The 19,898-nt window shown below is 63.8% G+C and carries 32 protein-coding genes and 1 pseudogene; all 33 read left to right on the top strand.

Annotated elements, in window-relative coordinates; translation table 11 throughout:
* The first annotated feature begins 5 nt into the window (after positions 1-5).
* Positions 6-716, top strand: a complete 711-nt coding sequence (rplC, locus tag PV773_RS10210; RefSeq protein ID WP_340039518.1) for a 50S ribosomal protein L3 — start codon at positions 6-8, stop codon at positions 714-716.
* Positions 716-1,336, top strand: a complete 621-nt coding sequence (gene rplD, locus PV773_RS10205) for a 50S ribosomal protein L4 (protein ID WP_347966235.1) — start codon at positions 716-718, stop codon at positions 1,334-1,336. Before rplC ends, rplD begins: the two co-directional genes overlap by 1 nt.
* The gene (locus PV773_RS10200) at positions 1,333-1,626 is read left to right on the top strand and encodes a 50S ribosomal protein L23 (protein WP_340039522.1); all 294 of its coding nucleotides are present in this window, start codon (positions 1,333-1,335) and stop codon (positions 1,624-1,626) included. Before rplD ends, PV773_RS10200 begins: the two co-directional genes overlap by 4 nt.
* Positions 1,627-1,648: 22 nt before the next feature.
* Positions 1,649-2,482, top strand: coding sequence for a 50S ribosomal protein L2 (rplB, locus tag PV773_RS10195; protein WP_018427844.1), 834 nt, complete (start codon positions 1,649-1,651; stop codon positions 2,480-2,482).
* 15 nt (positions 2,483-2,497) lie between these two features.
* Positions 2,498-2,776 carry a 30S ribosomal protein S19 gene (rpsS, locus tag PV773_RS10190; protein ID WP_035032279.1) on the top strand — a complete coding sequence of 93 codons (279 nt, stop codon included), beginning with the start codon at positions 2,498-2,500 and terminating at the stop codon, positions 2,774-2,776.
* A gap of 1 nt (position 2,777) precedes the next feature.
* Positions 2,778-3,167, top strand: coding sequence for a 50S ribosomal protein L22 (gene rplV, locus PV773_RS10185; protein WP_019171222.1), 390 nt, complete (start codon positions 2,778-2,780; stop codon positions 3,165-3,167).
* Entirely contained in the window at positions 3,167-3,886 is a 720-nt protein-coding gene (gene rpsC, locus PV773_RS10180) for a 30S ribosomal protein S3 (protein WP_340039529.1), read from the top strand. Before rplV ends, rpsC begins: the two co-directional genes overlap by 1 nt.
* Before the next feature lie 27 nt (positions 3,887-3,913).
* Positions 3,914-4,327, top strand: coding sequence for a 50S ribosomal protein L16 (gene rplP / locus PV773_RS10175; RefSeq protein WP_018427848.1), 414 nt, complete (start codon positions 3,914-3,916; stop codon positions 4,325-4,327).
* A 13-nt stretch (positions 4,328-4,340) separates the two neighbouring features.
* On the top strand, positions 4,341-4,541 hold the full coding sequence (gene rpmC / locus PV773_RS10170) for a 50S ribosomal protein L29 (protein ID WP_340039532.1): 201 nt from the start codon (positions 4,341-4,343) through the stop codon (positions 4,539-4,541).
* 11 nt (positions 4,542-4,552) lie between these two features.
* On the top strand, positions 4,553-4,792 hold the full coding sequence (gene rpsQ, locus PV773_RS10165) for a 30S ribosomal protein S17 (RefSeq protein WP_018427850.1): 240 nt from the start codon (positions 4,553-4,555) through the stop codon (positions 4,790-4,792).
* Positions 4,793-4,864: 72 nt separating this feature from the next.
* Positions 4,865-5,233: a 50S ribosomal protein L14 gene (rplN, locus tag PV773_RS10160; protein WP_006205457.1), complete on the top strand. Its 369-nt coding sequence runs from the start codon at positions 4,865-4,867 to the stop codon at positions 5,231-5,233.
* A 12-nt stretch (positions 5,234-5,245) separates the two neighbouring features.
* Positions 5,246-5,560 (top strand): 50S ribosomal protein L24, encoded by a 315-nt coding sequence (rplX, locus tag PV773_RS10155; RefSeq protein ID WP_340039877.1) that lies wholly within the window; start codon positions 5,246-5,248, stop codon positions 5,558-5,560.
* A complete protein-coding gene (gene rplE, locus PV773_RS10150) occupies positions 5,553-6,110 on the top strand; it encodes a 50S ribosomal protein L5 (RefSeq protein WP_340039880.1) in 558 nt (185 codons plus the stop codon). The genes rplX and rplE overlap by 8 nt, the downstream gene beginning before the upstream one ends.
* A gap of 27 nt (positions 6,111-6,137) precedes the next feature.
* On the top strand, positions 6,138-6,443 hold the full coding sequence (gene rpsN / locus PV773_RS10145) for a 30S ribosomal protein S14 (protein WP_347966234.1): 306 nt from the start codon (positions 6,138-6,140) through the stop codon (positions 6,441-6,443).
* 12 nt (positions 6,444-6,455) lie between these two features.
* A complete protein-coding gene (gene rpsH, locus PV773_RS10140; protein ID WP_347966233.1) occupies positions 6,456-6,854 on the top strand; it encodes a 30S ribosomal protein S8 in 399 nt (132 codons plus the stop codon).
* A 35-nt stretch (positions 6,855-6,889) separates the two neighbouring features.
* Positions 6,890-7,423 (top strand): 50S ribosomal protein L6, encoded by a 534-nt coding sequence (gene rplF, locus PV773_RS10135; protein ID WP_347966232.1) that lies wholly within the window; start codon positions 6,890-6,892, stop codon positions 7,421-7,423.
* Between the two features lie 78 nt (positions 7,424-7,501).
* Positions 7,502-7,861 (top strand): 50S ribosomal protein L18, encoded by a 360-nt coding sequence (gene rplR, locus PV773_RS10130; protein WP_347966231.1) that lies wholly within the window; start codon positions 7,502-7,504, stop codon positions 7,859-7,861.
* Positions 7,862-7,990: 129 nt separating this feature from the next.
* Positions 7,991-8,566 carry a 30S ribosomal protein S5 gene (gene rpsE, locus PV773_RS10125; RefSeq protein ID WP_340039889.1) on the top strand — a complete coding sequence of 192 codons (576 nt, stop codon included), beginning with the start codon at positions 7,991-7,993 and terminating at the stop codon, positions 8,564-8,566.
* A 25-nt stretch (positions 8,567-8,591) separates the two neighbouring features.
* Positions 8,592-8,789, top strand: a complete 198-nt coding sequence (rpmD, locus tag PV773_RS10120) for a 50S ribosomal protein L30 (protein WP_067961904.1) — start codon at positions 8,592-8,594, stop codon at positions 8,787-8,789.
* 21 nt (positions 8,790-8,810) lie between these two features.
* The gene (gene rplO, locus PV773_RS10115) at positions 8,811-9,284 is read left to right on the top strand and encodes a 50S ribosomal protein L15 (RefSeq protein WP_347966230.1); all 474 of its coding nucleotides are present in this window, start codon (positions 8,811-8,813) and stop codon (positions 9,282-9,284) included.
* Positions 9,285-9,414: 130 nt separating this feature from the next.
* Entirely contained in the window at positions 9,415-10,755 is a 1,341-nt protein-coding gene (gene secY / locus PV773_RS10110; protein ID WP_347966229.1) for a preprotein translocase subunit SecY, read from the top strand.
* Positions 10,752-11,345, top strand: coding sequence for an adenylate kinase (locus PV773_RS10105; RefSeq protein ID WP_347966228.1), 594 nt, complete (start codon positions 10,752-10,754; stop codon positions 11,343-11,345). The genes secY and PV773_RS10105 overlap by 4 nt, the downstream gene beginning before the upstream one ends.
* 184 nt (positions 11,346-11,529) lie before the next feature.
* A complete protein-coding gene (gene rpsM / locus PV773_RS10100) occupies positions 11,530-11,898 on the top strand; it encodes a 30S ribosomal protein S13 (protein WP_340039900.1) in 369 nt (122 codons plus the stop codon).
* A 127-nt stretch (positions 11,899-12,025) separates the two neighbouring features.
* Entirely contained in the window at positions 12,026-12,415 is a 390-nt protein-coding gene (gene rpsK / locus PV773_RS10095) for a 30S ribosomal protein S11 (RefSeq protein WP_340039903.1), read from the top strand.
* Positions 12,416-12,512: 97 nt separating this feature from the next.
* Positions 12,513-13,523: a DNA-directed RNA polymerase subunit alpha gene (locus PV773_RS10090; RefSeq protein ID WP_340039905.1), complete on the top strand. Its 1,011-nt coding sequence runs from the start codon at positions 12,513-12,515 to the stop codon at positions 13,521-13,523.
* A 39-nt stretch (positions 13,524-13,562) separates the two neighbouring features.
* On the top strand, positions 13,563-13,991 hold the full coding sequence (rplQ, locus tag PV773_RS10085) for a 50S ribosomal protein L17 (RefSeq protein WP_340039908.1): 429 nt from the start codon (positions 13,563-13,565) through the stop codon (positions 13,989-13,991).
* A 196-nt stretch (positions 13,992-14,187) separates the two neighbouring features.
* Entirely contained in the window at positions 14,188-15,672 is a 1,485-nt protein-coding gene (locus PV773_RS10080) for a DegQ family serine endoprotease (protein WP_347966227.1), read from the top strand.
* Positions 15,673-15,754: 82 nt separating this feature from the next.
* Entirely contained in the window at positions 15,755-17,056 is a 1,302-nt protein-coding gene (locus PV773_RS10075; RefSeq protein WP_347966226.1) for a replication-associated recombination protein A, read from the top strand.
* A gap of 130 nt (positions 17,057-17,186) precedes the next feature.
* Positions 17,187-18,525, top strand: a pseudogene (gene blh / locus PV773_RS10070) (bifunctional sulfur transferase/dioxygenase Blh).
* 4 nt (positions 18,526-18,529) lie between these two features.
* Positions 18,530-18,874 (top strand): metalloregulator ArsR/SmtB family transcription factor, encoded by a 345-nt coding sequence (locus PV773_RS10065; RefSeq protein ID WP_347966225.1) that lies wholly within the window; start codon positions 18,530-18,532, stop codon positions 18,872-18,874.
* Position 18,875: 1 nt separating this feature from the next.
* On the top strand, positions 18,876-19,304 hold the full coding sequence (locus PV773_RS10060) for a YeeE/YedE family protein (protein WP_347966224.1): 429 nt from the start codon (positions 18,876-18,878) through the stop codon (positions 19,302-19,304).
* A gap of 2 nt (positions 19,305-19,306) precedes the next feature.
* The gene (locus tag PV773_RS10055) at positions 19,307-19,738 is read left to right on the top strand and encodes a YeeE/YedE family protein (protein ID WP_347966223.1); all 432 of its coding nucleotides are present in this window, start codon (positions 19,307-19,309) and stop codon (positions 19,736-19,738) included.
* Between the two features lie 4 nt (positions 19,739-19,742).
* Positions 19,743-19,883, top strand: a complete 141-nt coding sequence (locus PV773_RS10050) for a hypothetical protein (RefSeq protein ID WP_347966222.1) — start codon at positions 19,743-19,745, stop codon at positions 19,881-19,883.
* Positions 19,884-19,898 lie beyond the last annotated feature (15 nt).

Genomic DNA, 19,898 nt, shown 5'->3' with positions numbered 1-19,898 from the left:
AACCGATGCGTTCAGGTGTTATTGCACAGAAGGTGGGAATGACGCGCGTCTACAACGACGCTGGCGAGCACGTTCCCGTCACCGTTCTCCGCATGGAGAACTGCCAGGTCGTGGCGCAGCGCACGCAGGAGAAGAACGGCTACACCGCCGTCCAGCTCGGCGTCGGCCTCGCCAAGGTGAAGAATACGTCGAAGGCCATGCGCGGTCATTTCGCCGCTGCCTCGGTCGAGCCCAAGTCGAAGGTCGCGGAGTTCCGCGTGTCCGCCGACAACATGCTCGACGTTGGCGCCGAGATCACCGTCGATCACTTCGTCGCCGGCCAGAAGGTCGACGTCACCGGCACTTCGACCGGTAAGGGCTTCCAGGGTGTCATCAAGCGCCACAATTTCGGTGGTGGCCGCGCGACCCACGGTAACTCGCTGTCGCACCGCGTTCACGGTTCGACCGGTCAGCGCCAGGACCCGGGCAAGGTGTTCAAGGGCAAGAAGATGGCCGGCCACATGGGCGACGTTCGCGTCACCACCCAGAACGTCGAAGTCGTCTCGACCGACCTCGATCGCGGCCTGATCCTGATCCGCGGCGCGGTTCCGGGCACGAAGGGCGCATGGATCCTGGTGCGCGACGCCGCCAAGGTGGCGCTGCCGGAGAACGCGCCGAAGCCGGCCGCGATCCGCGCTGCCAACAAACAGGCTCCGGCCAACGAGGGAGCGGAATAATGGACCTCAAGATTACCACCCTCGCAGGCAAGGATGCCGGCAAGGTGAAGCTCTCCGACGAGATCTTCGGCCTTGATCCGCGCGAAGACATCCTGCAGCGCGTCGTGCGCTGGCAGCTCGCCAAGAAGCAGCAGGGCACCCATCAGGCCAAGGGCCGTGCGGACATCGCACGCACCGGCGCCAAGATGTACAAGCAGAAGGGTACGGGCCGCGCCCGTCACTCCTCGGCTCGCGCCCCGCAGTTCCGCGGCGGCGGCAAGGCCCACGGCCCGGTCGTCCGCAGCCACGAGCACGACCTTCCCAAGAAGGTCCGCGCTCTCGGCATCAAGCACGCGCTCTCGGCCAAGGCCAAGGCGTCGAACCTGATCATCGTCGACGAGCTGAAGCTCGACGAGGCGAAGACGAAGGCCCTGGTCGCGAATTTCGCGGCGCTCGGCCTGAGCAACGCCCTGGTGATCGGCGGCGCCGAGCTTGACCAGAATTTCAAGCGCGCGGCGACGAACATCCCGAACATCGATGTCCTGCCGATCCAGGGCATCAACGTCTACGACATTCTGCGCCGCGGCACGCTGGTCCTTTCGAAGGCCGCCGTCGAGGCTCTCGAGGAGCGCTTCAAATGACGGATCTCCGCCACTACGACGTGATCGTGAGCCCCGCGATCACTGAAAAGTCGACCATGGCTTCCGAGCACAACCAGGTCGTCTTCAACGTCGCCAAGAAGGCGAGCAAGCCTGAGATCAAGGCTGCCGTCGAAGCGCTGTTCGGCGTGAAGGTGACTTCTGTGAACACCCTGGTCCGCAAGGGCAAGGTGAAGCGCTTCCGCGGCACGATCGGCCGCCAGAGCGACGTCAAGAAGGCGGTAGTGACGCTGGCCGACGGCCAGTCGATCGACGTCGCGACGGGTCTCTGAGCAAGGTCGCGAGGACAGGACAATGGCACTTAAGAAATTCAAGCCAGTAACGCCGAGCACCCGCCAGCTGGTCATCGTCGACCGCTCGGGCCTCTACAAGGGCAAGCCCGTCAAGGGCTTGACCGAGGGTCTGACCAAGTCGGGCGGCCGCAACAACTACGGTCGCATCACCGCCCGCTTCATCGGCGGTGGTCACAAGCGTTCGTACCGCATCATCGACTTCAAGCGTCGCAAGTTCGACGTGGTCGGCACGGTCGAGCGTCTCGAATACGACCCGAACCGCACCGCCTTCATCGCGCTGATCAAGTACGACGACGGTGAGCTGAGCTACATCATTGCTCCGCAGCGCCTGCAGGCTGGCGACAAGATCATCGCCGGCGAGCAGGTCGACGTGAAGCCGGGCAATGCGATGCCGCTCGGTTCGATGCCGGTGGGCACGATCGTCCACAACATCGAGCTGAAGCCGGGCAAGGGCGGCCAGGTCGCCCGTTCGGCAGGCGCCTACGCCCAGCTCGTCGGCCGTGACCAGGGCATGGCGATCCTTCGCCTCAACTCGGGTGAGCAGCGCATCGTTCACGGCTCTTGCATGGCCACCGTCGGTGCCGTGTCCAACCCGGACCACGGCAACATCAACGACGGCAAGGCTGGTCGTACCGTCTGGCGTGGCAAGCGTCCGCACAACCGCGGCGTCACCATGAACCCGGTCGACCATCCGCACGGCGGTGGTGAAGGCCGCACCTCGGGCGGTCGCCATCCGGTGACCCCGTGGGGCAAGCCCACCAAGGGCAAGAAGACGCGGTCCAACAAGGCGACCGACAAGTTCATCGTTCGCTCGCGTCATCTGCGCAAGAGCTAATAAGAGGTAAGCCCAGTGACTCGTTCAGTCTGGAAAGGCCCGTTCATCGACGGCTATCTGCTCAAGAAGGCAGACAAGGTGCGTGAAGGCGGCCGTAATGAGGTGATCAAGATGTGGAGCCGCCGCTCCACCATCCTGCCGCAGTTCGTCGGTCTCACCTTCGGTGTCTACAACGGCCAGAAGCACGTCCCGGTCTCCGTGAACGAGGACATGGTCGGCCACAAGTTCGGTGAGTTCGCTCCCACCAGGACCTACTACGGTCACGGCGCGGACAAGAAGGCGAAGAGGAAGTAACATGGGCAAGGCCAAAGCTCCGCGCAGGCTTGCTGACAACGAGGCACGTGCAGTCCTCCGCACGATCCGCGTCAGCCCGCAGAAGCTCAACCTGGTTGCCGCGCTGATCCGCGGCAAGAAGGTTGGCACCGCGCTGTCCGATCTGGAATTTTCGCGCAAGCGCATCGCCGGTACGGTTAAAAAGACTCTCGAATCGGCTATCGCCAACGCCGAGAACAATCACGACCTGGACGTCGACGCACTGGTCGTGGCGGAAGCCTATGTCGGCAAGTCGATCGTCATGAAGCGTTTCCACGCTCGTGGCCGTGGTCGCGCCAGCCGCATCGAGAAGCCGTTCTCGCACCTCACGATCGTCGTTCGTGAAGTCGAAGAAAAAGGGGAGGCCGCATAATGGGCCAGAAAATCAATCCGATTGGTCTCCGCCTCGGCATCAACCGCACGTGGGACTCGCGCTGGTACGCCAACACCGGCGAGTACGGCCAGCTGCTGCACGAGGACATCAAGATCCGCAAGTATCTTGAGGCCGAGCTGAAGCAGGCCGCGATCTCGAAGATCGTGATCGAGCGTCCGCACAAGAAGTGCCGCGTGACCATCCACGCCGCCCGTCCGGGCCTGATCATCGGCAAGAAGGGCGCCGACATCGAGAAGCTTCGCAAGAAGCTGACCGAGATGACCCGCTCGGAGACGCACCTCAACATCGTCGAGGTTCGCAAGCCGGAGACCGACGCGACGCTGGTCGCCCAGTCGATCGCCCAGCAGCTCGAGCGCCGCATCGCCTTCCGCCGCGCCATGAAGCGCGCCGTGCAGTCGGCCATGCGTCTCGGCGCCGAGGGCATCCGCATCAACTGCTCGGGTCGTCTCGGCGGCGCTGAAATCGCTCGCATGGAGTGGTACCGCGAAGGTCGCGTGCCGCTGCACACGCTGCGCGCCGACGTCGACTACGGCACGGCCGAAGCCCAGACCGCCTACGGCATCTGCGGCGTCAAGGTGTGGGTGTTCAAGGGCGAGATCCTCGAGCACGACCCGATGGCTTCCGAGCGTCGCGCAACCGAAGGCGATCATTCGCACGCCGGCGAGCGTCCCGAGCGTCGCCGTCGCGAAAACGCCTGATACGCATAGGAATTTGGAGTTAGAACGATGCTGCAGCCAAAGCGCACAAAGTTCCGTAAGCAGTTCAAGGGCCGCATCCACGGTACCGCGAAGGGTGGCACCAACCTGGATTTCGGCGGCTTCGGACTGAAGGCGCTTGAGCCGAACCGCGTCACCGCGCGTGAGATCGAGGCGGCCCGCCGCGCGATCACCCGCGAAATGAAGCGTCAGGGTCGCGTCTGGATCCGTATTTTCCCGGACCTGCCCGTCACCTCGAAGCCGACCGAAGTCCGCATGGGTAAGGGCAAGGGCGCGGTCGACTACTGGGCCTGCCGTATCAAGCCGGGCCGCGTGATGTTCGAGATCGACGGCGTTTCCGAGGAAGTGGCTCGCGAGGCACTGCGCCTCGGCGCCGCCAAGCTCTCGGTCAGGACGCGCTTCGTTCAGCGCATCGCAGAATAAGGAAGGGCTGATCATGAAAGCCTCGGACATCAGGACGAAGACCCAGGACCAGCTCTCCGACGAGCTCGCCTCCCTCAAGAAGGAGCAGTTCAACCTGCGCTTCCAGAAGGCGACCGGTCAGCTGGAAAAGACGGCGCGCGTGAAGCAGGTCCGCAAGGACATCGCGCGCATCAAGACGATCGCCGCCGAAAAGTCGGCCGGCAAGAAGGCTTAAGGACGAAAACCATGCCAAAGCGCATCCTGCAGGGTACGGTCGTCAGCGACAAGAACGAGAAGACGGTGGTCGTCAAGGTCGAGCGTCGCTTCACGCACCCGGTGATGAAGAAGACCGTGCGTATGTCGAAGAACTACAAGGCGCACGACGAGAACAACGCCCACAAGGTCGGCGACACCGTGTTCATCCAGGAGTCGAAGCCGATCTCCAAGGACAAGCGCTGGGTCGTCGTGTCTTCGGACCAGGCGTAATAACGAACGAATTTTGGACAAGCCGGGGAGGGCGGTAGCCCATCCCGTTAGAGAAGAAGAAGGCGGCCAGTCATGATTCAGATGCAAACAAACCTCGACGTCGCGGATAATTCCGGCGCGCGTCGTGTCATGTGCATCAAGGTGCTGGGCGGCTCGAAGCGGAAATACGCCTCCGTCGGCGACATCATCGTGGTGTCGATCAAGGAAGCCATTCCGCGCGGCCGCGTTAAGAAGGGTGACGTGATGAAGGCGGTCGTGGTTCGCACGGCCAAGGACATCCGTCGTCCGGACGGCAGCGTGATCCGTTTCGACAAGAACGCGGCCGTTCTCGTCGACAACAAGAAAGAACCGATCGGCACGCGTATCTTCGGGCCGGTTCCGCGCGAGCTTCGCGCCAAGAACCACATGAAGATCATCTCGCTCGCGCCCGAAGTGCTGTAAGGAGCCGGTAAAATGCAGAAGATCCGTAAAGGCGACAAGGTTGTCGTTCTGACCGGCAAGGACAAGGGCCGCACCGGCGAGGTGCTGGCAGTCCAGCCGAAGGAAGACACCGCGCTCGTCCGCGGCGTGAACATGATCCGCCGCCACCAGAAGCAGTCCCAGTCCCAAGAGGGCGGGATCATCACCAAGGAAGCGCCGATCAACCTGTCGAACATCGCGCTCGCTGACCCCAAGGACGGCAAGCCGACCCGCGTCGGTTTCCAGATCCAGAAGGACGGCAAGAAGGTGCGTGTCGCCAAGCGTTCGGGAGAAGTCATCAATGGCTAAGGCAACCAACGAGCCCCGCCTGAAGAAGGTCTACAAGGAGACCATCCGCAAGGCGCTGCAGGAGCAGTTCAAGTACGAAAACGAGATGCAGATCCCGCGCATCGACAAGATCGTGCTGAACATGGGTGTCGGCGAAGCCACGGCGGATTCGAAGAAGCCGTCGGTCGCAGCCGAAGACCTCGCCATGATCGCCGGCCAGAAGCCGGTCGTGACCCGCGCCCGCAAGTCGATCGCCGGCTTCAAGGTGCGCGAGAACATGCCGATCGGCGCCAAGGTGACGCTCCGCCAGGAGCGCATGTACGAGTTCCTGGACCGTCTCGTGAACATCGCGCTGCCGCGCGTTCGCGACTTCCGCGGCCTGAACCCGAAGAGCTTTGACGGCCGTGGCAACTATGCCATGGGCATCAAGGAACACATCGTGTTCCCCGAGATCAACTACGACAAGGTCGACCAGATCTGGGGTATGGACATCATCGTTTGCACGACCGCCAAGACGGACGACGAAGCCCGGGCTCTGCTCAAGGCTTTCAACTTCCCCTTCCGGCAGTAACGGCAGCGAGCAAAGGAAAAATCTGAAATGGCAAAGACCAGCTCAGTCGAAAAGAACAACCGGCGCCGCAAGCTTGTGGACCAGTACGCTGCCAAGCGTAAGGCCCTCAAGGAAATCGTCATGGATCAGTCGAAGCCGATCGAGGAGCGCTTCCGCGCGCAGCTCAAGCTGTCCGCGCTGCCGCGCAATTCGGCCAAGATCCGTATCCGCAACCGCTGCGAAGTCACCGGCCGTCCGCGCGCCTACTATCGCAAGCTGAAGATGTCGCGCGTCGCGCTGCGCGACCTTGGCTCGACGGGCAAGATCCCGGGCCTGGTCAAGTCGAGCTGGTAAGGAGCATTTGATATGTCTTTGAGTGATCCTCTCGGCGATATGCTGACCCGCATCCGCAATGCCTATGGCCGCAAGAAGTCGACCGTGTCGACGCCTGCGTCCAGGCTGCGCGCCCGCGTTCTCGACGTGCTGAAGGCGGAAGGCTACATCCGCGATTACAGCCAGACCGACTTCGAAAACGGCAAGTCCGAGATCGAAATCGAGCTGAAGTACTTCGACGGCCAGCCGGTGATCCGCGAGATTTCGCGCGTCTCCAAGCCGGGCCGCCGCGTCTACGTCTCGTCCAAGTCGATTCCGCCGGTCGCCAACGGCCTGGGCATCTCGATCCTTTCGACCCCGAAGGGCGTGATGGCCGACCACGAGGCGCGCGAACAGAACGTCGGCGGGGAAATCCTCTGCCAGATCTTCTGATCTGCGTAGGCTGAAAAAAGAAAGGCACGAGGACTATGTCTCGTATTGGCAAGAAACCCGTTCAGCTTCCGCAGGGCGTCACCGCTTCCGTCAACGGCCAGACCGTGACGGCGAAGGGCCCGAAGGGCGAGCTGAAGTTCGTGGTCAACGACGAAGTGCTGGTCAAGATGGAGGACGGCGAGATTTCCGTCCAGCCTCGCGACCAGTCGAAGGATGCCCGCTCCAAGTGGGGCATGTCGCGCACCCAGATCGTCAACATCCTGACCGGCGTTAAGGACGGCTTCGAAAAGAAGCTTGAGATCACCGGCGTCGGTTATCGTGCGGCGCTCCAGGGCAAGAACCTGCAGCTGGCCCTTGGCTTCAGCCACGACGTCGTCTACCAGACGCCGGAAGGCATCACCATCACGGTGCCGAAGCCGACCGAAATCGTGGTCAACGGCATCGACAAGCAGCAGGTTGGCCAGGTCGCTGCCGAGATCCGCGAATACCGCGGTCCCGAGCCCTACAAGGGCAAGGGTGTTCGCTATGCAGGCGAGAAGATCGTCCGCAAAGAAGGCAAGAAGAAGTAACGCCGCGGTGCGTGGTCGCGGGAGGCCTTCGGGCCTACCGCACATGGCCACCCCGGACTTTCAGGCAAGGAAAGAACTATGGCTTCCAAGGAAACCACCCTGCGCCGCTCGGCGCGCGTCCGTCGCCAGATCAAGGCGGTCTCGAATGGCCGTCCGCGTCTGTCGGTGCATCGCACCTCGAAGAACATCTACGTGCAGATCATCGACGATTCGCGCGGTCACACAGTCGTCGCCGCATCGACCCTCGAGAAGGATCTCAAGGGCTCGCTGAAGACCGGCGCCGACATCGCCGCGGCAGCTGCCGTCGGCAAGCTGATCGCTGAGCGCGCGGCCCAGGCCGGCGTCAAGGACGTTGTCTTCGATCGCGGCGCCTACATCTATCACGGCCGCGTCAAGGCGCTGGCCGAAGCGGCCCGCGAGGGCGGCCTGAACTTCTGACGCAGTCATTCGGCGCCGCGCGTGACGCTGCGCCGCATATCTGCCCAGTTGCAATAAATCCGGCGACGCTATAGACGCCGGATTTGTCGTTTTAACCCCGTGCTTCCGGAAAAGAACAAGGACAGGAATATGGCACAAGAACGTAGGGACGGCGGCCGCGATCGCGAGCGCAGCCGTGACCGTGAAGAGCGCGACAGCGAATTCGTCGACAAGCTCGTTCACATCAACCGCGTCGCCAAGGTCGTCAAGGGCGGCCGGCGTTTCGGCTTCGCAGCGCTCGTCGTCGTCGGCGACCAGAAGGGCCGCGTCGGCTTCGGTCATGGCAAGGCGCGCGAAGTGCCGGAAGCCATCCGCAAGGCCACCGAGTCGGCCAAGCGCGACATGATCTTCGTGCCGCTCCGCTCGGGCCGCACGCTGCACCATGACGTCGAAGGCCGTTGGGGCGCAGGCCGCGTTCTGCTGCGTTCGGCCAAGCAGGGTACCGGTATCATCGCCGGCGGCCCGATGCGCGCCGTCTTCGAGACGCTCGGCATGCACGACGTCGTCGCCAAGTCGATGGGTTCTTCGAACCCGTACAACATGGTTCGTGCGACCTTCGATGCGCTGAAGAGCCAGATGCATCCGAAGGATGTGGCTGCGCAGCGCGGCATCAAGTACTCGACGCTTCAGGCCCGCCGCGGTTCCGCGGTCGCGGCAGAAGAATAGTCGCTGGGACCAGGGGATCTAGACCATGGCCAAGAAAGCAACCAAGACCATCACCGTCGAGCAGATCGGCAGCCCGATCCGCCGGCCGAAGGAGCAGCGTGCCACGCTGGTCGGCCTCGGCCTCAACAAGATGCATCGCAAGCGCACCCTGGAGGACACTCCTTCGGTTCGCGGCATGATCGCTGCTGTGCAGCACCTCGTCCGCGTCGTGGACGAGGCCTAAGCCGAGCGCAGGAGACAGGACATGAAACTCAACGATCTGCGTGACAACTCCGGCGCGACCCATTCGAAGAAGCGCCTGGGCCGTGGCATCGGCTCGGGCTCCGGCAAGACCGGCGGCCGCGGCGTCAAGGGCCAGAAGTCCCGTTCGGGCGTCGCGATCAACGGCTTCGAGGGTGGCCAGATGCCGCTCTATCGCCGTCTGCCCAAGCGCGGCTTCAACAACATCTTCGCCAAGAGCTTCGTCACCGTTTCGCTGGCCCGCATCCAGGCCGCGATCGATGCCAAGAAGCTCGACGCGAAGGAAACCGTGAATGGCGAGGCACTCGTCAAGGCCGGCGTGATCCGCCGCGTCAAGGACGGCGTGCGGATCCTCGGCGACGGCGAGCTGAAGGCCAAGGTGGCCTTCGACGTGGCCGGCGCCTCCAAGCCGGCGATCGAGAAGATCGAGAAGGCCGGAGGATCGGTGAAGCTGCCCGAAACGGCAGCTGCCGAGTAAAAGGTTTGCGAGCTGGCGGCGGTAGAGATACCGCCGCTTGCATGTTTACCGTCCGAAGCCTATTTCGTGGCTTCGGTGACTCACGCCGCGCCGGCTTGCGGCATGCGGCGTGACCAAGGGAGTGTCCTCTATGGCATCGGCTGCAGAACAACTTGCATCCAATCTGAATTTCGCAGCCTTCGCCAAGGCCGAAGATCTCAAGAAGCGCATCTGGTTCACCCTCGGCGCGTTGCTCGTCTATCGCCTCGGAACCTACATTCCGCTCCCGGGAATCAATCCCGACGCCTTCGCCCAGGCCTTCACCCAGCAGAGCCGCGGCGTCCTCGGCATCTTCAACATGTTCGCCGGCGGTGCCGTGCAGCGCATGGCGATCTTTGCCCTGGGCATCATGCCCTACATCTCCGCCTCCATCATCATGCAGCTCATGACGTCGGTCATCCCGTCGCTTGAAGCGCTGAAGAAGGAAGGCGAGGCGGGCCGCAAGATCATCAATCAGTACACCCGCTACGGCACGGTCCTTCTCGCACTCGTCCAGGCCTACGGCATTTCCGTCGGGCTCGAGAGCGGCAATGGCATCGTCGCCGATCCCGGCATGTTCTTCCGCGCCTCGACGGTCATCACGCTCGTCGGCGGCACCATGTTCCTGATGTGGCTCGGCGAGCAGATCACCGCCCGCGGCATCGGCAACGGCATTTCGCTCATCATCTTCGCCGGCATCGTCGCCGGCCTGCCGAGCGCGATCAGCGGCACTCTGGAACTCGGCCGCACCGGCGCCCTGTCCACGGGCCTGATCCTGGCGATCATCGTGCTTGCGATCGTCCTGATCGCCGTGATCGTCTTCTTCGAGCGCGCCCAGCGCCGCCTGCTGATCCAGTATCCGAAGCGCCAGATCGGCAACCGCATGTTCCAGGGCGACACCTCGCACCTGCCGCTGAAGCTGAACACCTCGGGCGTGATTCCGCCGATCTTCGCCTCGTCGCTGCTCTTGCTGCCCGCGACCTTTGCCGGCTTCGCCAACACGACGACGCTGCCCGGCTGGGCAAGCGCGATCATGGCGGCCCTCGGCCACGGCCAGCCGCTCTACATGGCGCTCTATGCCGGCATGATCATCTTCTTCTCCTTCTTCTACACGGCGATCGTGTTCAATCCGAAGGACACGGCCGACCAGCTGAAGAAGCACTCCGGCTTCATTCCCGGATACCGTCCGGGTGAACGCACCGCCGAATACATCGACTACGTGCTGACACGCATCACCGTCATCGGCACGGCATACCTCGTGGTCATCTGCTTGATCCCGGAGTTCCTGATTTCGTGGACGGGCGTGCCCTTCTACCTTGGTGGTACTTCGCTTCTCATCGTCGTCAATGTAACTCTCGACACGGTGGCGCAGATTCAGGGTCACCTGATCGCCCATCAGTATGAGGGTCTGATCAAGAAGTCGAAGCTCCGCGGAGGTAAGAGGGGAAGATGAGGCTGATATTGCTTGGACCGCCGGGGGCGGGCAAGGGGACGCAAGCACAGAGGCTGGTCGAAAAGCACGGCATACCTCAACTTTCAACCGGTGACATGCTGCGGGCAGCCGTCGGAGCCAAGACGGAAGTTGGACTGCGTGCCAAGGCGGTGATGGATGCCGGCGGTCTGGTGTCCGACGAGATCGTCAACGCGATCGTCGCCGAGCGCATCGACCAGGATGACTGCGCCCGCGGCTTCATCCTCGACGGCTATCCGCGCACGCTGGCCCAGGCCGATGCCGTCGCCGACATGCTCGCCGAGCGCGGCATGCCGCTTGACGTGGTCGTCGAGCTCGTCGTCGACGACAAGGCGCTGGTCGGCCGAATCGTCAAGCGTGCCGAGGAGGCGAAGGCCGCCGGCCTTCCGCCGCGCAAGGATGACAATCCGGAAGTGTTCGACGAACGCCTCCGGGAGTACTACAAGAAGACCGCCCCGCTGATCGGCTACTACTACGCCAACGACCTCTTGAAGCAGGTCGACGGCATGGCCGAGATCGACAACGTGACCGCTCAGATCGACGCGGTCCTGGCGGATACGCTGCGCAATTAGCGCCGGGGGTCTTGACGGACGGGCCGATCCGGAGTATGGCGGCCCGTCTTCCATTCAGGCATGATTTTGTTTGCCCCTGAGGGCATGCACAAGCATTGATACGGAAAACCCGCAAGGGCCGGCCTCCACCGGACGCGGGACAACTTGAAGCGCCGGCACGGTCCGGCCCAAATGGAGTGAAAAGATGGCTCGTATAGCCGGCGTCAATATTCCGACCAACAAGCGCGTCGTGATCGCGCTTCAGTACATCCACGGCATTGGCAAGAAGTTCGCCCAGGAGATCGTCGAGAAGGTCGGCATCCCGGCCGAGCGTCGCGTCAACCAGCTGACCGACGCGGAAGTTCTGGCGATCCGCGAGACGATCGACCGCGACTATCAGGTCGAAGGCGATCTGCGCCGCGAAGTTTCGATCAACATCAAGCGTCTGATGGACCTCGGCTGCTACCGCGGCCTGCGTCACCGTCGTTCGCTGCCGGTGCGCGGTCAGCGCACGCACACCAACGCCCGCACCCGCAAGGGTCCGGCCAAGGCGATCGCCGGCAAGAAGAAGTAAGGTTTTCCCGGCGGGTTTAGGCCCGCCGGTTTCGCCTTTTTGGCGGGTGTTCGGCCTGGCACCTTAAATGCAGGCTGGTGTAGCCGCTGGCGTTACGGCGGTGAAGAGATCAACCGAAAGGACTACCATGGCCAAGGAAGCCGGCCGCGTTCGTCGTCGCGAACGCAAGAACATCTCGTCGGGCGTTGCCCACGTCAATTCGACCTTCAACAACACCATGATCACCATCTCCGACGCGCAGGGCAATGCGATTGCCTGGTCGTCGGCCGGTGCCCAGGGCTTCAAGGGTTCGCGCAAGTCGACCCCCTTCGCGGCCCAGATGGCTGCCGAGGATGCTGCCAAGAAGGCCCAGGAGCACGGTATGCGCACCCTCGAGGTCGAGGTTTGCGGACCCGGTTCCGGTCGTGAGTCGGCGCTGCGCGCGCTCCAGGCTGCGGGTTTCACCATCACGTCGATCCGCGACGTGACGCCGATCCCGCACAATGGCTGCCGCCCGCGCAAGAAGCGTCGCGTCTAAGCACATTTCACCGCCGCACGGCGCCCAGGCGCTCGTCTGCGGCTTCCAGTTCGCTCGCCACGATTGGATGGTGGCGGGGTATCGGAAGGAAGCGAATATGATCCAGAAAAACTGGCAGGAACTGATCAAGCCGAACAAGATCGAGTTCTCGTCAAAGAACAAGACTCTGACCACGCTGGTCGCGGAGCCGCTGGAACGCGGTTTCGGCCTGACGCTGGGCAACGCGCTCCGTCGCGTGCTCTTGTCGTCGCTGCGTGGCGCGGCCGTCACTGCCGTCCAGATCGACGGCGTGCTGCACGAGTTCTCCTCGATCGGCGGCGTTCGTGAGGACGTCACCGACATCGTGCTCAACATCAAGGAAATCGCCATCCGCATGGAAGGCGATGGCCCGAAGCGCATGGTCGTTCGCAAGCAGGGCCCCGGTGCCGTGCTCGCCGGCGACATCCAGACGGTCGGCGACGTCGAGATCCTGAACCCGGATCACGTCATTTGCACCCTCGACGAGGGCGCCGAGATCCGGATGGAGTTCACGGTCGACACCGGCAAGGGCTACGTGCCCGCCGAGCGTAACCGCGCCGAAGACGCGCCGATCGGCCTCATCCCGGTCGACAGCCTGTACTCGCCGGTCAAGAAGGTTTCGTACAAGGTCGAAAACACCCGCGAGGGCCAGGTTCTCGACTACGACAAGCTGACCATGACCATCGAGACCGACGGTTCGATCACGGGCGAGGACGCGGTGGCCTTTGCTGCGCGCATCCTGCAGGACCAGCTCGCGCTGTTCGTCAACTTCGAGGAACCGCAGAAGGAAACGGCTGCCGAGGCCGTCACCGAGCTCGCCTTCAACCCGGCGCTGCTCAAGAAGGTCGACGAACTCGAGCTTTCTGTCCGTTCGGCCAACTGCCTCAAGAACGACAACATCGTTTACATCGGCGACCTGATCCAGAAGACGGAAGCCGAGATGCTGCGTACGCCGAACTTCGGCCGCAAGTCGCTCAACGAGATCAAGGAAGTCCTGGCCGCGATGGGGCTGCACCTCGGCATGGAAGTGCCGGACTGGCCGCCGGAAAACATCGAAGACCTCGCCAAGCGTTACGAAGATCAATACTGAGGCCCAGGCCTCTAGAACCAGACCCAAAGGAGAAGAACCATGCGCCATGGATTTGCCGGCCGCCGGTTCAGCCGCAGTGCAAGCCACCGCAAGGCGATGTTTGCGAACCTCGCCGTTTCGCTGCTCGAGCATGAGCAGATCGTCACCACCCTGCCGAAGGCGAAGGACCTGCGTCCGATCGTCGAGAAGCTGATCACCCTCGGCAAGCGCGGCGACCTGCACGCTCGCCGTCAGGTCATCGCCCAGATCGGCAACGAGCACGTCGTCAAGCGCCTGTTCGACACGATTGCTCCGCGCTATGCCCAGCGTCACGGCGGCTACCTGCGCATCATGAAGGCGGGCTTCCGTCACGGCGACAACGCGCCGCTCGCGGTCATCGAGTTCGTCGATCGCGACACCTCGGCCAAGGGCGCCGGCGACCGCGTTCGTCTCGAGGCTGAAGCTGCGAACGAAGCCGAAGCTGCTTGATCGGGCATCTGCCTGACGCGAATTGACCGAAGGGGCCCTTGCGGCCCCTTTTGTTTTGGGCGGATGGCGCAGCCTTCAGCAGTCCTTCCGCAAGATTTGCCAAGTGCGCGGAAAATCGCGACTTCGCGGCCTCTGCAGCCTTTCATTTTGCACAATCGTCGGAACAATGGCGGCAACAAGCTTTGGAGGATTCGCGATGCGCGCGAAACGACTTTCCCTGCTCCTGCTGTGCGGCTGGATGGCGGTCGCGGGGGCAGCCACGGCCCAGGAGGCCGCCAAGCCGGCTGAGGACCCGGGCCTCTCGGACGTGCTGACCGACCTGTTGAGCGGCGGCAAGGGCGACGGCTCCGCCACGCCGGGGCCGGACCGCCGGGTGCCGTTCGGCCGCGAGGAGATGCAGTTGTCCTTCGCGCCGCTGGTCAAGGACACTGCCGCGGCCGTGGTCAACGTCTACGCCTCGCAGCAGGCCAAGGTGCGCTCGCCTTTCGAAGGCGACCCGTTCTTCGAACAGTTCTTCGGCCGCGCCGCGCCGCGCCAGCGCTCGTCGCTCGGTTCGGGCGTCATGGTCGATGCGAGCGGCATCGTCGTCACCAACAATCACGTGGTGCAGGACGCCGACCAGGTGAAGGTGGCTCTCTCGGACGGCCGCGAGTTCACGAGCAAGATCCTGCTCAAGGACGAGACGCTCGACCTCGCGGTGCTGAAGATCGATTCGGACAAGCCGTTCCCGACCGTGCCGATCGGCGATTCGGATGCGCTGCAGGTCGGCGACCTGGTGCTTGCCATCGGCAATCCGTTCGGTGTCGGGCAGACGACCACCAGCGGCATCGTCTCGGCGCTGGCGCGCACCCATATCGGCGTCGCCGATTCCAGCTTCTTCATCCAGACCGATGCCGCCATCAATCCCGGCAATTCGGGCGGTGCGCTCATCAACATGGGCGGCCAACTCGTCGGCATCAACACCGCCATCTTCAGCCGCGGCGGCGGTTCGATCGGCATCGGCTTTGCAATTCCGTCCAACATGGTACGGGCCTTCACCGACGCCGCGAAGAGCGGCGCGCAGTTCTTCGAGCGACCCTTCGTCGGAGCGACCTTCGAACCCGTGACTCCGCAGATCGCCGAATCGCTTGGCATGGACCATCCCACGGGGGCCCTGATCTCGTCCGTCGACGACAACGGACCGGCGGCGCGCGCCGGGCTCAAGCCCGGTGACGTGGTGCTGGCCTTCAACGGCAAGGCCGTGGAGCACATGGAAGCGCTCGACTACCGCATGGCCACGCAGCCGATCGGCGGCAAGGCGACGCTGCAGGTGTTGAGCAAGGGAGAGGAGAAGGCGGTCGAGGTCGCGCTCGAGCGCGCCCCCGAGGGCACCAGCGCAAACGAAGTCCTGCTGCGCGGGCGCAGCCCCTTCGCCGGCGCCAAGGTGGCGGAGCTTTCGCCGCGCCTTGCGCAGCGGCTGCGTGTCGCCAACGGAACCAAGGGCGTGGTGATCGTCGATGTCGATGGCGGATCGCCCGCCGCCGGCTTCGGCTTCAGGCGCGGCGACATCGTCCGCGAGCTCAACGGCGAAGAGATCGCCACCGCGCAGCAGTTGAAACAGCTCTCCGAGGAGGATTCGCGCTGGTGGCGGTTCACCGTCGAGCGCGATGGCCGCGTCATGCGGCAGATGCTGCGCTACTGACGGTGCTATGATCCGGCATCATGTTCAGGACGACGACTGTCATGTGGGCGGACGGTAGCCACGAGATCGGGAGGGCTGCACAGTGAGTTCCCTCTTCGACGACGCAGCGCCGCGACCGCTCGCCGAGACGCTTCGTCCGCAGCGCCTGTCCGAGGTCATCGGGCAGGACCATCTGCTCGGCGCCGACGGGCCCATCGGGCGCATGGTGAAGTCGCGCAAGGTTTCGTCCTTCATCCTCTGGGGGCCGCCGGGCGTCGGCAAGACGACGATCGCGCGGCTGGTCGCCAAGGAAGTCGGCCTCGACTTCGTGCAGCTTTCGGCCGTCCTTTCCGGCGTCGCCGACCTGCGCAAGGTGGTCGAGGCCGCCCGCCAGCTCCGCGGCGGGGCAGGGCGCCAGACGGTCGTGTTCGTGGACGAGCTGCATCGCTTCAACCGGACCACCCAGGATGCGCTGCTGCCGCATGTCGAGGACGGCACCATCGTGCTGATCGGCGCCACGACGGAAAATCCGAGCTTCAGCCTGGTTGCAGCACTTCTGTCGCGCGCCAAGGTCTACACGCTCCGCCGTTTCGAGAAGGAGGATCTGGCGATCCTTGCCGCGAGGGCCGAGGCGCATACCGGCAAGAAGCTGCCGCTGGACGAGGCTGCCCGCGACGCCCTGCTCACCATGGCCGACGGCGACGGGCGCTACCTCATCGGGCTGTGCGAGGAACTGTTCGCGCTCCCGCCCGACGCCGTGCTGGACGTCGCGGGACTGGCCGAAGCGGTGCAGAAGCGCGCTCCCGTCTACGACAAGGGCCAGGAAGAGCACTACAACCTTTTGAGCTGCTTCCACAAAAGCCTGCGCGGCAGCGACGTGCAGGCCGCCCTCTACTGGGCGGCGCGCATGGTGGTCGGCGGCGAGGATCCCGGCACCATCTTCCGTCGCCTTGCCTGCGCAGCCTCCGAGGACGTCGGCATGGCCGATCCCCAGGCGCTGCAACAGGTCGTTACCGCCTGGACGGCATTCGAACGCGTCGGCTGGCCCGAGGGGCGGCTGTTCATGGCCCAGGCCATCACCTATGTGGCGACCGCGCCGAAATCGAACGCGTCCTACATGGGCTTCAACCAGGCCATTGCACTGGCCCAGCAGACGGGATCGCTGGCGCCGCCGAAGCACATCCTGAACGCGCCGACCAAGCTGATGAAGGACCTCGGCTACCACGAGGGCTATCGCTACGATCACGACTATCCGGACGCGTTTTCGGGCCAGGAATTCATGCCCGACGAATTTGCCGGGCCCAATCGTCGCGAATTCTACGTGCCCAACGAGCGCGGCTTCGAACGGGACGTGAAGAAGCGGCTCGACTACTGGGCGAAGCTGCGAGCCGATCGCAAGGACTAGGCTCGCACGCCGGTCGGTGCCTTTTCGGCACTTCACGTTTAGTTGCGGAAAAATTATTGCAAGAAAATGCAATCATATGTATCTCATCGTTGACGCGATAGCGCCGTCGACGATTTGAAGAGGATGTATGATGAAGCAGGTGACCGACAAGCTCTGGATCTCGGGTCAACCGTCCGACGCCGATTTGGTGGCAGCCGGCGGGGCTGGCATTCGCAAGATCATCAACAACCGCCCGGCCAACGAGGAGCCGGGTCAGGCAACCATGTCCGAGGCGGCGGACCGGGCCGGGCAGCTGGGCATGGAGTTCGTCAACATCCCGGTGGCACCTGGGCGCTACTCGCTGGAGACCGTGCGCGCCTTCCAGGCTGCCGTCGCCGATGCCGGCGGGCCGGTGCTCGCTCATTGCAAGTCCGCGACGCGCTCGCTGTCGCTCTGGGCGATCGGCGAAGTGCTCGATGGCCGCCTCGACACGGGCGACCTCGATGGGTTGGGTTCGCGGCTGGGCATCAACCTTGCCGGGGCCAAGGACTGGCTGCGCGACAATTCCTGACGATTTTCGAATTCAAGACAAAGGGATGGGGCCGAACATGTCCATGAAACCCGAGGTTACCGCCTTCTTCGATCCGCGCACCTTCTCCGTCCAGTATGTCGTTGCCGATCCGGCTACCAGGAAATGCGCGATCGTCGATCCGGTGCTCGATTTCGACGAGAAGTCGGGCTCCACGGCGACCACCAATGCCGACCGCATCCTTGATTTCGTCGAAGAGCGTGGCCTGACGGTCGAGTGGATACTCGACACCCATCCCCACGCCGACCACTTTTCGGCCGCCCGCTACCTGAAGTCCAGGACTGGCGCGCCGACGGCGATCGGCGAACGCGTCGTCGACGTCCAGAAGCTCTGGAAGGGCATCTACAACTGGCCGGAACTGGCCGACGACGGTTCGCAGTGGGACAGGCTGTTTGCCGAAGGCGAGACCTTCTCTGTCGGTGAGATCGAGGGAAAGGTGCTGTTTTCGCCCGGACACACGCTCGCCTCGATCACCTATGTGATCGGCGACGCGGCCTTCGTGCACGACACGATGTTCATGCCGGACAGCGGAACGGCGCGCGCCGACTTTCCGGGCGGCAGCGCCAGGCGGCTCTGGCAGTCCATCCAGCAGATATTGGAACTGCCCGGCGATACCCGGCTTTTCACCGGCCACGACTATCAGCCGGGCGGGCGCGAGCCGAGATGGGAAAGCACCGTTGCCGAGCAGAAGGCGCGCAACACGCACGTATCCAGATGCGCGTCGGAAGCGGATTTCGTCGCCGTGCGCGAGGCGCGCGACAGCACCTTGCCGATGCCGAAGCTCATTCTCCACGCCCTGCAGATCAACATCAACGGCGGTCGTCTGCCCGAACCGGAAGCCAACGGCAGGCGCTACCTGAAATTCCCGCTCGATGCGCTCGAGGGCGCCAACTGGGGCTAGGACCATGCAACAGGAACCGAAAGTGCCGGTATCGGATCTGCTCGAGCGGGCAGGCGAGGCTTCGGAGTTCCTGAAGAAGCTCGCCAACCCGAACCGGCTGATGATCGCCTGCTCCCTCGCCGATGGCGAGCGTTCGGTGCGCGAACTCGAAGACAGCCTCGGCATCAGGCAGCCCGGGCTCTCCCAGCAGATCGCCGAACTGCGCGATGCCGGGCTGATCATCGGCCGCAAGGAATCGAAATCCGTCTTCTACCGCCTCGCCGACGAGCGGGTGAGGGCGGTCGTGACCTTGCTCTACCGCCTGTTCTGCGACCCGGGCGCGGAAGTTGCCGCAATCGAAGGCCGATGACATGACTGAGTTTACCCCGATAGCAGCCACCGTGGGTGGCATCCTGATCGGCCTGTCGGCCGTTCTCCTGATGGCGTGGGAAGGGCGCATTGCCGGCATATCCGGCATCGCCGGCCGCCTGTTGCCGCCCTATGGCGACAAGGCCTTGCCTTCGCGGCTGGCCTTCGTGCTCGGCCTCGTGGGAGCTCCGCTGGTCTATGCGTCGGTGACCGGTAGCCAGGTCGTCCAGACGGTTTCGTCCAACCTGCCCCTTATGGCCGTGGCCGGGCTCCTGGTCGGTTTCGGTTCGGTCTATGGCAAAGGCTGCACCAGCGGTCACGGCGTCTGCGGCCTGTCGCGGCTTTCCATCCGTTCGTTGGTGGCGACGCTGACCTTCATGGCGACCGCATTCGTCACCGTCTTCGTCGTCCGGCACTTGATGGGGACTTGAACATGTCGTTTGTCGTCAATCTCGCGCTCGGCCTGCTGTTCGGCATCGGCCTCGTCGTGTCGGGCATGTCCGATCCGGCCAAGGTTCTGAACTTCCTCGATCTGTTCGGCACCTGGGACCCCTCGCTTGCCTTCGTGATGGGCGGGGCCGTGATCACCACCTTCATCGGCTACCGCCTCGTCTTCAGGCGGCCGAAACCGGTGGCTGCTGAAGCGTTCCATCTGCCCGCCGGCAGCGCCATCGACCGGAGGATCCTGGTCGGGCCGGCCATCTTCGGTATCGGCTGGGGCCTGGGCGGGTTCTGCCCCGGGCCGGCACTGACCGCGACTGCGCTCGGAGCGGCCGGCACATATGCGTTCCTGCCGATGATGTTCCTCGGCATGTGGCTTGCCCGCAGGACGGTCGACCGACACACCTCGCCCGTCGCAGCCTGATTGGTTGACCCCGCGGCCTGATCGCCGGCTTGGGCGGGTCGCGCGCGGCAGTGGTGCTGCAGCGGAAAAGGATACGCTGAACGTTCTGTCCTCGCCGATGATCGTGGCCGTCGCCGGCTACATGATCTGGCGCAACCTCATCTAGTCTCGGCTGCCGCCG

The sequence above is a fragment of the Mesorhizobium sp. CC13 genome (assembly GCF_039907765.1).
GTDB lineage: Bacteria > Pseudomonadota > Alphaproteobacteria > Rhizobiales > Rhizobiaceae > Aminobacter.
The sequence above is the reverse complement of the archived record's forward strand: the minus strand, read 5'-3'. Positions and strand labels throughout refer to the sequence as shown.